General features: G+C 73.3%; 7 protein-coding genes. 3 read left to right on the top strand and 4 right to left on the bottom strand.

The features are described from left to right. Positions 1 to 222: 222 nt before the first annotated feature. Positions 223 to 4,044, bottom strand: a complete 3,822-nt coding sequence (locus tag V2S66_RS01405; RefSeq protein WP_330792480.1) for a nidogen-like domain-containing protein — start codon at positions 4,042 to 4,044, stop codon at positions 223 to 225. 685 nt (positions 4,045 to 4,729) lie between these two features. After that, positions 4,730 to 5,005 (bottom strand): lipopolysaccharide assembly protein LapA domain-containing protein, encoded by a 276-nt coding sequence (locus V2S66_RS01400; protein WP_330792478.1) that lies wholly within the window; start codon positions 5,003 to 5,005, stop codon positions 4,730 to 4,732. 1,431 nt (positions 5,006 to 6,436) lie between these two features. Between V2S66_RS01400 and V2S66_RS01395 the strand changes: the two genes are divergently transcribed. After that, positions 6,437 to 7,210: an AraC family transcriptional regulator gene (locus tag V2S66_RS01395; protein WP_330792476.1), complete on the top strand. Its 774-nt coding sequence runs from the start codon at positions 6,437 to 6,439 to the stop codon at positions 7,208 to 7,210. Between the two features lie 84 nt (positions 7,211 to 7,294). On the opposite strand, the gene nhaA is transcribed toward V2S66_RS01395, so the two are convergent. Beyond that, a complete protein-coding gene (gene nhaA, locus V2S66_RS01390; RefSeq protein ID WP_413966255.1) occupies positions 7,295 to 9,193 on the bottom strand; it encodes a Na+/H+ antiporter NhaA in 1,899 nt (632 codons plus the stop codon). A 279-nt stretch (positions 9,194 to 9,472) separates the two neighbouring features. Here nhaA and V2S66_RS01385 point away from each other — a divergent pair, with 279 nt between their 5' ends. Both V2S66_RS01385 and V2S66_RS01380 read left to right on the top strand, forming a co-directional pair. Beyond that, entirely contained in the window at positions 9,473 to 9,706 is a 234-nt protein-coding gene (locus tag V2S66_RS01385; RefSeq protein ID WP_330792472.1) for a hypothetical protein, read from the top strand. A 32-nt stretch (positions 9,707 to 9,738) separates the two neighbouring features. Next, positions 9,739 to 10,953: an SPFH domain-containing protein gene (locus tag V2S66_RS01380; protein WP_330792470.1), complete on the top strand. Its 1,215-nt coding sequence runs from the start codon at positions 9,739 to 9,741 to the stop codon at positions 10,951 to 10,953. Positions 10,954 to 11,097: 144 nt separating this feature from the next. On the opposite strand, the gene paaK is transcribed toward V2S66_RS01380, so the two are convergent. Then, entirely contained in the window at positions 11,098 to 12,432 is a 1,335-nt protein-coding gene (gene paaK, locus V2S66_RS01375; RefSeq protein ID WP_330792468.1) for a phenylacetate--CoA ligase PaaK, read from the bottom strand. Between the last annotated feature and the right edge of the window lie 163 nt (positions 12,433 to 12,595).

Here is a 12,595-nt window from a genome sequence, read left to right as displayed (position 1 = left end):
CGCTCCTGGACGACCTATCGCCCGACCGCGATCCCGGAGGAGAGCACCCATGTCGATACGTTCACGGGTACCACCTCCTCGTTCTCTCGCACGGCCTCCGCGAACCTAGCAGGGGCCGCGGCCTCCGCCAACCGGATTCCCCGTCGCGGCCGCACGCCAGGCCCCGGCCCGGACGCTGTCCGGGCCGGGGCCTGGCGTGACGGTGGTCGGATGGTCGGGTGGTCAGTCGTTGCGGATCGGGTACACGTGCAGGCCCGCTTCCGAGCTGTTCGTGGAGGAGGCCGACAGGCTGCCGGGCGCGCCGTCCAGGAAGGAGCCCGGGGTACGGGAGCCGGCCACCTCCAGGAAGGTGCCGGGTGCGCCCGTCCCGTTGGTGAAGCCGACCGCGGCCGAGGTTCCGCCCAGGCCGCCGGCGCCGCCGCTGGCGTCACCGGTCTCCCATTGCAGCTGGGCGTAGTGGAACACGATGTCGAACGCGCCCGGGGCCACGTCACCGCGGTCGACGATGAACAGCTCGAACGAGTTCAGCTTGTCGTCGTGGCCGCTGTAGTAGCCGACGTGGTCGAAGTCGACGCACACCGCCCGGCGGCCGCCGACGTCGCCGAGCCCGTACCGCACCGGCATGGACAGCGCGCCCGTCGTGTCGACGTCGGCCCACCAGGCCGCGATGGCAGGTCGGTCGAAGGTGGCCAGGTCCGCGGGCGTGTAGTCGCTCATCGGGCCGTCGAAGGTCACGTTGCCGTTGTTGTTGACCCACAGCGACCGGAACTGCCGGCCGTGGAAGTCGATGCCGAACGGCATCGGGATCTCCGGCGAGGAGCCGTCGTCGTTGGGGGCCACCTGGCTCGCCTCGCAGGTGGTGCCGAGGGCGTCCCGGTCGAGCGCGATCCGGTAGGCGCCGGTGAAGCCGCCGGTGTCGTCGATCCGGAGCTGGTACCGGCCGCTCTCGGTCAGTCCGGTGACCGCGAACGTGCCGCAGCCGGGGCCGCCGTTCGTGGTGATCACCCGGCCGCTGGGCGCGACGAACGTGACGGTGAACGTGCCCTGGTGGGTGCACGGGCCGTCGGTCGACAGGTGCACCGCGTCGTTCGCGCCGAGGTCCACCGTGTAGACGTCGACCGCGCCGGGCGCGTCCAGCGAGCCGTCCGCCGGCCGGCCGAGCTGCAGCTCCGCCGTGGTCTCGACCTGGCCGGTCAGGGCGCCCAGGTCCTGGCTGCCGGCCAGCCGGTCGCCCACGCTCGCGGCGTCGTCGGCGAACCGGGCGTCACCGGTGAGGGCGACGTCCAGCACGCACTGCTGGAACGCCGGGCCGTCGGTCAGCCCGTGCGCCCGGCAGACCGCCTCCGCCGCCGCGCGCTGCTCGGCGCCGAGACCGGCGAGGGAGAGGGCGTCGGGCGGGGTGACGGGCAGCGAGCCGTCCGCGGGGACGGGCGTGCGGAAGAAGTCGGCGCCGCCCGTGCGCTGCCAGCTCGGAGCGAACACGGTGTACTCGGTCTGCGGGGTCGCCGGTGTGCCGTCGGCCGCGGTGAGGTCGTCCGACGGGTCACGGTCGGCGTTCCCGTACAGGCCGTGCACGTGGCCCCAGCGGGCCGGCGCGAGGGTGATCGACATCGGCGCGGCCACCGTGGAGCCGGCGGTGAGCCGCGTGCCGTCGGGCCAGCGGACGACGGGGTCGCCGCCCTGCAGCGCGACGGTGGCACCGCCGGGCAGCGCCGTGCCGGTGTCGGTGAGGGGCAGCGGCAGGCCGTCGAGCGTCGCGGTCACCGGGCCGCCGAAGGCCGTCTGCGGGGTGTCGTTGAACGCGATGACGGACGTCCCGACCCGCGCCGCGACACCGCGGTTGAAGGCGACGGACTGGTTCTGGCCGGGCACCCGGACGTACCGGGCCTGCACCTCGAAGTCGTCGGAGTCGCTCCGGGCGAGGACGTAGTCGCCGACCGCCTGGAAGTCGTACCGGCCGCCGTCGAAGGTGACCAGGTGCGGGTCACCGGAGGAGCCGCCCGCGCCCGGGTCCTGCGGCGCGCCGGGGTCCGCGACCGGGGGCGGCGGCTGCTGTGGCTGGCCGTCGTCGGAGTCGCAGGCGTCGCCGGTGCCGTCGTGGTCGGCGTCGGCCTGGTCGGCGTTGGCCACGTCGGGGCAGTTGTCCAGGGTGTAGGAGGCCCCCGTCCACGGCTGCCGGTCGGGGATGCCGTCGAGGTCCGTGTCGTTCTTCTGGAACACCGAGGTGACGTCGCGGGTCTGCTGATCGAAGGCGGGCTCCACCTGGAACAGGAACGGCCTCGCGTAGGTGCCCGCGCCCTCGGGGGTGACCTCCAGCCGGCTCAGCGGGATCGTGGCGGCCTGTTCGATCAGCGCGCCGAATCCGCCGGGGCAGAAGTCCAGTCCGTCGAGGACCTTCAGCTTCAGGTCGGCGACCAGGTCGACCTTGCTGAGCACACCGCGATCCGTCGCCGTCGGGACGTACTTGACGTCACCCGAGAAGGAACGGTCGTCCGGCTGCGAACCGGTGGCCGGCGAGGAGTCGCTGAGGTCGCCCGCGGTGTTGCCGGGCACGCTGAACGGATCGTCGTAGTTGATGGGGAGGTGCTGCCCCAGCCCGGAGAAGTCGGAGAGCTGCTGGGTGGTCGGGGCGTCCGGCGACCCGAGGGTGGGCGCGGGCGCCGCCGACACCTGCTGGACGAGCTGCTCGAAGACCGACTCCATGGCCCTCTTGCTCTTCGGGGCGTCGCGGAACTTCGGCAGGATCTCGGGTCCGCTCTCGTTCTCGCGGGCGGTGGACGCGACGCCGCCGCCCAGGTACTCGCCCCACATCTGCGCGGAGCCCTCGCCGATCGCCCACCGCAGGTACGGCAGCAGGACCGTGCGCATCGTGCTGCGCGCGACGTTCGCCGCGGTGCGCGAGCCGTAGGGCGTGCAGAAACTGTCAGGGCGCTCGCTCGGGTCCCGCCTGCGGGCGTGGACCTGCTCGCCGTCGAACGTGGCGAGCGTGGTGACCAGCCGGGTGCCGGAGATCCTGGACGGGAGCACGGTCGCCTCACCGGCGTCGTTCACGCCGACGAGTTCGGCGTCCTCGGCGTCCACGCCGAGCGCCGCCGGGTCGATCGTGACCGTGGCGGGTCTCGCGAGCCGCCGGCCGGACGGCGAGAGGTCGACGTACGGCATGCCGTAGCCGTCCTCCTGGCTGGTGAACACCAGTTGGGTGAACTGCAGTTCGGTGGTCCGAGAGACCGCGCCGCGCGGCAGGTCGATCTGCCAGCCGGGTCCGGTGAACCTGCCGCCGGCCGTGGTCACCCTGGTGGGCGCCGCGAACTTCTGCAGCAGGACGGCCGCGTCGGGGGCGGCGCCGTGGTCGAGCACCGCCGAGGCGGCGCCGGACAGGAAGCCGGGCGCGCTGACGGTCGCGACGACCGGGCCGTCCGGCAGTCCGGTCAGCCGGAAGGCGCCCTGGGCGTCCGTGGCGGCCTTGTCGGCTCCGTAGGCGACGGTGGCGCCCGCGACGGCCTGGCCGGTGCCGATGTCGCGGACGGTGCCCTTCAGGGCGCCGGCCGCGCTCGGCGAGTGCTGGACGACGGTGACCGTGACGCACGTGGTGCGCCGGCCCGACGTCGCGGTGACGGTCAGCCGGTTGGCCGCCTCCGGCCGCAGGGCCACCTCGACCGTGAACGTGCCGTCCGCGGCCACCGTGGTCCGCGCAGGCAGCCGGCCGCCCTGCACGGAGACCACCGCCGACGGGTGCGCCGTGCCCTCCAGCACGATGCCGGCGCGGTCGGTGCTGCCCGGGGCGACGACGGTGAGGTCGCGGCCGCCGTGGCCGTGGCAGAAGCGCGGGAAGCGGCCGTGGTCCCGGCGGCAGATCCGGAACGGCGGGGCGTGCCGGGCGGGCTCGGCCAGCGCCGGCCTGCCGTGCGGTTTCGCGGCGGGGGCGGTCATGGCCACCGCGGGCGCCGCCGCGGTGGGGGACGCGGTGGTGGGCGACGCCGCGGCGCTGGGCGTCGGCGACAGGCCGAGCACCGTCACCCACGCGAGCAGGAGTACGGACAGCACGGCAGGCGGCGACGACCGGCGCGGCGGCCGGCGTCTTGCGGTTCTTCGCACAGTGGATGTCCTCCATGGCAGAAGCGGACACGGAGCACGCCCCGTCCGTCAGGGACCCGGGCGTGATCGGCGGCCGACGGCAGGTGGAAGACGGCGGTTGGCGCAGTGGCCTCTGCTGGCTCATAGCCCCCCACTCGCCGTCAGAGTCCGGGCACGCTAGCCGTTTTGGGGCGGACGTCGCAAGCCTGCCCGCATGAGTGGTTTGACCACTCTTGCGTCCGGGGGCACTGTTTCGCCGGTCGTCCTTGACGACCGCACGGCGGCATACGCGCCGCGCGGCGCGGGGGCGGTGCGCCGCCCGCTGAGGCCAGGAGCGCTGTTCCCGCACGACAGCCGGGGCGTGGCGTATCCGGCCGATCGCCGCGGTCCGCCCCCGTGTCGCCCGCGTGCGGTATCGCGGGCCTCCGCGGGCCGCCCGCGCACCCGGTCCGGGACGGGCGCGATCGCGACCCCGTATCGGCTCGCGCGCTGCACCGTGGCGCCCGGGGGGCGTAGAGGACGTCATGTCATCGGATGCCGGCGCCCACCTGCCGTGGGCGTTGCGGAAGGGGCCGCCGTCCTCCCGGCCCCCGCGCCGCCGCTCCCCCGCTGCTCCCCCGCTGCGGTCCGCGAGCGCGAGCGCGGTGCCGCCCGGTCAGAGCTGGCGGCGCCGCTTCCTGCGGCGGCGGCCGTAGAGCAGGAGTGCGCCGCTGAGGAGGCCGAGCACGAACATGATCAGCAGCGCCGCGTACAGGGGCATCGTCACGACCGGCACGATGAGCCGGATCTTCACGTGCTGGGTGTTCTCGGCGATGAGGACGACGGCGAGCACGACCAGCACCAGGACCAGGACGCGCGTGGTGGTCAGCCGGTCGCGCCAGCCGGCGCCGCGGCTCGGTGCGGTGGGTCCGGGGGCCTGCTGTCCGCTCATGCGCCCAGCATCGCCCGCCGGGGGGCGGGAAGCCGCCGTGGACTGGCCCACCTGGGTGGCAGCCGGGCGCGCTGGGCCGCCCGCAGGCCCCGCAGGCTCCGCGGACGGCTCGGGAACGGCCCGGCGGGGGGCCGGAATTTCGGCAGAGCCACGAAGGAGAAGGCGAACTCGGGAAAGACGCCTCGGCCTTCGGCGGCGCAGCCGGGTGGCCGGAGCCGGGCCTTCCGCATAAGCCGCTCCGGCGGCCGCCGCTCTCCCCGCGCGGCGGGTCCGCCGGCATCCGGTGGGGGGTTCCGCCGGAAAGGGGAGCGGCCAAGGGCCGCGGAGTGGCGGTTCTTCCTGGTTGCTCCCGGCTGCTCCCGGTCACGGCCGTGCGTACCCTTCCCGGTGTCACCGGCGGCGGCAATGCGCGGCCGAGAATCACCACGGCCGCCGCGAAAGTCGCGCAATCCCCCCGCGCGCCGCCTCGAACGCGCCGGGCGGCTCCCGTCGTGGTGCGGACGCGCCGGCGAGAGCCCTTGCGGCGGGCCGGGGCAGGGTGTAGCCGCCACCGAGGTGGGCCTGCGGCACCGCTCCTGAACAGGCAGGACGTCGCGCCGGTGGGACCCGTCACGGGGTGGGCGCAGGCCGGAGCGGGACGGGGTCGCCCCGCCCGCCAGGGAACCGCTTTCCTTCGTCTTTCCTTCAGCGCCGTCCGCCGACCGCCGCACGGGGGCCGCGTTTCAGGTCGCATGGAAGGCGGGGGCGGCTTGATTGCGACCCCACCCGGCGCGCGTTCCCCTTCCGTCACACCCGCCATGGCCCCGCAGCCCACCCGGCGGCCTTTTCCACCCGGCATAACGGGACCCCCGCCGCCCGCGCCACCCCCCACCCTTTCATCCGGAATTCCTCCGGCAATTACCGGTCCGGCGGCCCCGAATTCACCTCGCGCCGCACAAAGTGGGCAACGAGCACACCATGAAAACGCCATTCCTGCGTCATGCGGACCCCCGGCGACCGCCTCCACGAGGTCGTCTCCTTTCCCACGGAGGGCCGCGAAGCGGTTCCGCCGGCGTCCGCAGACCTCCTCGTCTGCCCGCATCGATGCAGCTCAAACGCACGGGACAGCCCTCGCCGACCGCGCGGAACCCCGGTTTCGACATTCCGGCTCCACGCCACTAACACCGAATCCATAAACCTGCATCTTCCATATTGCCCGGCCATAGTCGAGTACGTGCGGAATTTGGTTGGCTGGAAGGCGGGGTTGTCACCCGTCGAGTCAGACATGTACGCTGAATTCAAATAAACCGAATATGGATCCTTGCAGTCGACAAGCCTCCGACAGGGCGTCCTCGCTATCAGCGGGACGCATCGCCGGGTGGCTGTTTCTCGTGCCTTGCGACTGCCGCACGCCGGGATCCGGTGTTTCTTCCTCGTCGATCAGGAGATGCGATGGGTGACGTCCGAGAATCGAGCGCGAACCTCACCATGGAGCATGCTGTCGTTCGCGCCATCGAAATCATGCAGGAACGCATGGAAGAACCCTTGACAGTGACCGACCTGGCCTCCGCGGCCATGTACAGCAAATTCCACTTCTCGCGGAACTTCCAGCGGGTGACGGGCATCTCGCCCGGCCGCTACCTGTCCGCGTTACGGCTGCAGGCGGCCAAGGGCCTGCTGGTGACCACGCGTATGACGGTGACGGAGATCAGTCACCGGGTCGGCTACTCCAGCGTCGGGACCTTCAGCACCCGGTTCACCCGGTGCGTGGGGCTGGCCCCGACGATGTTCCGCCGCAGGGGCGGGTTCGCCCATCCGGTGCCGCCGGCCTCCCCGCCGCGCGGCGCCGGACGGCTGCCGGTGGTGCGCGGGTACGTGCGCTCCCCGGAGCTGGACGAGGACAGCATGCTCTTCGTGGGGCTGTATCCGACGCCCACGCCCGAGGGGCATCCGGTCCGCTGCACGATGATGGACGCCGACGGGCCGTTCGTCCTGGACCAGGTGCCGCCGGGGACCTGGTACGTCACGGGCTACCGCACCGTCCTCGGGGGGCCGTCGGTCGACGCCCGGGTGGTCGCGCTGGCCATGGAGGGTCCGCTGACGGTGCGGCAGGGTCTGCCGATGATGCCGCTCGACCTGCGGCTGCACCCGGTCAGCGCCCTCGATCCGCCGGTGCTGCCGGCCTTCCCCGACGCGCGCTCCATGGCGTTCCACGGGGCCGCGTGAGTCGGACAGACCCGCGGGGGGGGGGGGGGGGGGGGGGGGGGGGGCCCCCCCCCCCCCCCCCCCCCCCGCTGCCGCCTGCCCGGATCAGCGGCCGCCGCCCTCCACCAGCAGCGCGCGGTCGCGCGCGGCCATCACGGCGGCCGACAGCCCCTCGATGTCGTAGGCGCCGTGGTGGCGGCGGCCGTTGACGAAGAAGGTCGGCGTGCCCGACACCCCGCTCTCGTCGGCCGACTCCACGTCCTGCGCGACCCGCGCCTTGCCCGTGCGGGACTTCAGCGCCTCCTTGAAGGTCTCGATGTCCAACCCGATGTCCGCCGCGTGCAGCACCAGGTCCTTGACCCTCAGCGCGTCCTGGCGGTCCATCAGCAGGTCGTGCATCTCCCAGAACCGGCCCTGCGCGGCGGCCGCCTCCGCGGCCTCGGCGGCGAACTGCGCGTGCGGATGCACATCGGTCAGCGGCAGGTGGCGCCACACGTACCGCACGTCCCCGAAGTCGGAGAGCAGCTCCCGCACCACGCTCTCCGCCTGGCCGCAGAACGGGCACTCGAAGTCGCCGTACTCCACCACCGTCACCGGTGCGTCCAGCGGCCCGCGGACGTGGTCCCGCCCGGGGTCCACCGGGTGGGTGAGGTCCACCACCGACTGGGCGGTGCCCAGCAGCGCCCGGGCCCGGCGCTCCTCCGGGAGCCGCTGGGTGACCAGCGCGACCGCGGTGGTGATCAGCATCGCCAGCACCACGGCGCTCAGCACGCCGATCTTCGCCTGGTCCAGTTGCCTGCCGTCGAAGGCCAGCGTGGCGATCAGCAGCGACACGGTGAAGCCGATGCCGGCGATGGTGCCGCCGCCGAGCACCGCCCCCCAGCCGACCGGCGGCCGCATCCGGCCCCGGCTCAGCCAGGTGCTGAGGGCCGCCATGCCGACGATGCCGACCGGCTTGCCCAGGTTGTAGCCGAGCAGGATGCCCAGGGTGATCGGCGAGGTGAAGGCATCCTTCAGCAGCGGCCCGTCGATGTGGATGCCCGCGTTGGCGAGCGCGAACAGCGGCACGATCACGTAGCTGCTCCACGGGTGCCAGATCCGCTGCAACCGGTCGTTGGGGGACAGCGCCGAGGCGATGCCGAGCCGCGCCTCGCGCTCCAGTTCCGCCGTCGGCTGCTCACGGAACGAGCGGAACAGGCCGGTGGCCCGCTCCAGCGCGTCCCGCGAGGCCGGATAGGCGTACGACATCAGGCCCAGCACCAGGCCGACCACCAGCGGGTCGACGCCGGAGTGCACGAACCCCACCCAGGCCGCGATGCCCAGCACCGCGTACACCTGGCCGCGGCGCACCCCCAGGCCGCGCACCACGAACGCGACGGCGAGGAAGGCGACGCCGATGATCAGCGGCGTCCAGGAGATGTGGTCGCTGTAGGCCACGGCGATCACCGCCAGCGCGACGAAGTCGTCGACCACGGCCACCGTCAGGATGAAGGTGTGCAGCCGCGGCGGGAAGCGCGAGCCGAGCAGCGCCATCATGCCCAGCGCGAACGCGGTGTCGGTGGACATCGCCGTGCCCCACCCGTGGGCGGAGGGACGGCCGGCGTTCACCGCCAGGTAGAAGGCCACCGGCACGACCATGCCGCTGATCCCGGCCAGCATCGGCAGCGGGATGCGGCGCCGGTCGCGCAGCTCGCCCAGGTCGAACTCGCGCCGTGCCTCCAACCCCACCACCAGGAAGAACAGCGTCATCAGACCGCTGTTCACCCAGTCGCGGAGGGTCAGTTCCACGCCGTGCCCGCCCAGGACCACCGCCAGGTGCGTCTGCCACACCTCCGCGTAGCTGCCGGGCGCCACGTTCACCCAGACCAGCGCCGTGAGCGTCGCGGCCAGCAGCACCGCGGCGCTGCCCGTCTCGGTGCGGATGTACGCCCACGCCGCCGCGGCCGTCGTCCGTTCGCGCTCCGCACGTTCCTCCGAGGACGACGCCCTCAAGCCCCGGAACATCCAGCCTCCCACCACTGCCTCTGCTTGATCACACCCTGGCACGACCCGGCCCCGCGCGGCACGCGCTACCGCCTGCCGGACACGGCGGGTTCGCCGCCGGGCGCGTCCGCGGCCCGCCCGCGGGACCACCGCGCGCACCGCCGGCCGCCCGGCGGGAACCGGCGGTGCACGCCCCGCGTATTCCGTAAGGACAGCCCACCGCCCGGGGACCCTCCCAGGTGGGAGGATGGACGTGGTCGTAAGTTCCAGGGCACCGCGACGAGGAGGGGGCGGCCGCAGATGACGCGGGACGAGGCCGTGGTCGGCTGTACCGGGGAGCTGCTCATCGGCACCCGCGGTGCCGAAGGTCCCGGCGAGGTGCTGGTCAGGATCAGGGGCGGCAGCGAAACCTTCCTCGCCTGGTCGGACGAGCCGCTGCCCGAGGGCGCCACCGTGCTCGTGGTGGACTCCCGCGGGACCCGCCAGGTCGACGTCATCTCGTGGGCGGACCCCCTGGAGCCACCGGCCGGCTGAGCCGCGCAGTCGCGCACAGAAGGAGACGAAGGATGTTCGGTTACCGCGTTCCCGCACCCGATGAGGCGATGCTGATCTCGGGCGGTCGACGAGGGCTGGGGGGCGCGCCGTTCCGCGTCGTCACCGGGCACGGGAAGTTCGTGCTGCCGGTGTTCCGCAAGACCCGCTTCCTCACCCTCGCCATGTGCGAGGCCGAGGTCGCCGAGAAGTGCGTGACCCGGCAGGGGATCGCCCTCACGGTCAAGGCGGTCATCGCCTTCAAGGTCGGCAACGACCACGAGAGCATCGTCAACGCCGGACAGCGGTTCCTGTCCGACCAGGACCAGATGGCCATCCTGACCGGCCGGATCTTCGCCGGCCACCTGCGATCCATCATCGGCTCGATGACCGTCGAGGAGATCGTCACCGAGCGGCAGAAGCTCGCCACCGAGGTGCTGGAGACCTCCAAGTCGGAGATGGCCAAGATCGGCCTGACCGTGGACTCCCTGCAGATCCAGTCCATCGACGACGGCGAGACCGGGTACATCGACGCGATGTCGGCGCCGCACAAGGCCGCCATCCAGCGGCAGGCGCAGATCGCGCAGGCGCAGGCCACCCAGGCGTCCGTGGAGGCGCAGCAGGTCGCGGCCCGCAACCAGGCGGAGTACGCCCGGCAGACGGCCGTCGTCCAGGCCGAGTACAACGCCCAGGTGGACCGGGCGCAGGCGGCGGCCGCCCAGGCCGGCCCGCTGGCCCAGGCGCACGCCCAGCAGGAGGTGCTCGCCGCCCAGACCGAACTGGCGCTGCGCGCCGCGGAGCTGCGGCAGCAGCAGCTCGTCGCGGAGATCGTCAAGCCTGCGGAGGCGGAGGCCGAGCGCATCCGGGTACTCGCGGTCGCCGACGCCGAGCGGATGCGCATCCAGGCCGCCGCGGCGGCCTCGCACGACCGGGTCGCGCTGGACCGGATGCTCATCGACCAGCTGCCGCAGATCGTCAAGGAGGCGTCCGCGGGTCTGGCCGGCGCCAACGTCAACGTGCTCAACGGCGCGGACGGCCTCAGCGAGATCGCGGCGGGCCTGGTCAGCCAGGGCCTGACGATCCTGGACTCGGTCCGCAAGAACCTGAACGGCGACGACTCACGTGCTGACGGCGCGGGCTCGTCCACCGCGGTCGCGCTGCGCGGCTACGTGACCGGCGACCGCTCCGACCGCAAGGGCAAGGACGGCGGCAGGGGGAACTCCTCCGACGGCCCGATCGACATCGACTGACCCCGCGCCCCGGTCCTGACCCCGCGCCCCCGGCCGGCGCGACACCGCCCGCGCCGCCCGCCCGCCGCCCCGCGGCGGCGTCCGGAGCGGGCGGCGCCGTGTCCGGGCGGCCGTGTCCGAGGCCGCCCGGTCCCGCGGGTGGCGTCAGTCCCTCAGCCGCAGGTCCCTGACCCGCTGGATCTTCCCCACCGAGCGCTCCAGCGTCTCCGGGTCGACCACGGAGACCTCGGCGCTCACCCCGATGCCGTCCTTGATGCCGCTCGCGATCGCCGCGGCGGCGGCCTGCCGCTCGGCGGCGCCCGTCGCCGCCCGCGCCTCGGCGGCGACCGTCATGTGGTCGAGGCGCCCGCGCCGGCTCAGCTCGATGCGGAAGTGCGGTGCGACGCCCGGGGTGCGCAGCACGATCTCCTCGATCTGGCTGGGGAAGACGTTCACCCCGCGCAGGATGATCATGTCGTCGCAGCGCCCGGTGACCTTCTCCATCCGGCGGAACGCGGGCCGCGCGGTGCCCGGCAGCAGCCGGGTCAGGTCCCGGGTGCGGTAGCGGATCACCGGCAGCGCCTCCTTGGTCAGCGAGGTGAGGACCAGCTCACCGCCGCCGCCCTCCGGCAGCACCTCGTCGCTGATCGGGTCGACCACCTCAGGGTAGAAGTGGTCCTCCCAGAGGTGCAGGCCGTCCTTGGTCTCCACGCACTCCTGGGCCACACCGGGACCGATGACCTCGGACAGCCCGTAGATGTCCACCGCGTCGATGGCGAACCGCTCCTCGATCTCCTCGCGCATGCCCTCGGTCCACGGCTCTGCGCCGAAGATCCCCACCCGCAGCGAGGTGGCGCGCGGGTCGACGCCCTGGCGCTCGAACTCGTCGAGCAGGGTGAGCATGTAGGACGGGGTGATCATGATGATCTCGGGCCGGAAGTCCTGGATGATCTGAACCTGCCGTGCGGTCATGCCGCCCGAGGCCGGGATCACCGTGCAGCCCGCCCGCTCCGCGCCGTAGTGCGCGCCGAGGCCGCCGGTGAACAGCCCGTACCCGTAAGCGACATGGACCTTGTGGCCGGGCCGGCCGCCGGCCGCCCTGATCGAACGGGCCACCACGTCCGCCCACATGGACAGGTCCCTCTCGGTGTAGCCGACCACGGTCGGCCGGCCGGTCGTGCCGCTGGAGGCGTGCAGCCTGCGCACCTGCGCCATGGGCACCGCGAACATCCCGAACGGGTACGCCTCGCGCAGGTCCGCCTTGGTGGTGAACGGGAAGCGGGCCAGGTCCGCCAGGCTCCGGCAGTCCTGCGGGAGGACGCCCGCGGCGTCGAACTTCCGCCGGTAGACCTCGACATGCTCGTACGCCAGGTGCAACGTGGCCCGCAGCCGGTCCAGTTGCAGGCTCCGCAGCTCCTCGCGGTCCAGCCGCTCGGCCGGGTCGAGCAGTTCGTCGGGGACCGGCCCGCCCGCGCTCGCCCGCGCCCTCTCGCCGCCCATGCCGCTCTCCCTCACGCCCGCCCGGTACCGTCCGGTCGCACCCGATGGCACGGTCGACCGACCGACCGTTCGGTATGACCTCGGGACCAAGGAATCAGCATCCGCACCGCGTGTCAAGGACGGCACGGGCGGCCCGGCCGGCTGGCGGGTGCGCCGAACCCGG

It is taken from the genome of Actinacidiphila polyblastidii, from assembly GCF_036353415.1.
Taxonomy (GTDB): domain Bacteria; phylum Actinomycetota; class Actinomycetes; order Streptomycetales; family Streptomycetaceae; genus Actinacidiphila; species Actinacidiphila polyblastidii.
The sequence above is the reverse complement of the archived record's forward strand: the minus strand, read 5'-3'. Positions and strand labels throughout refer to the sequence as shown.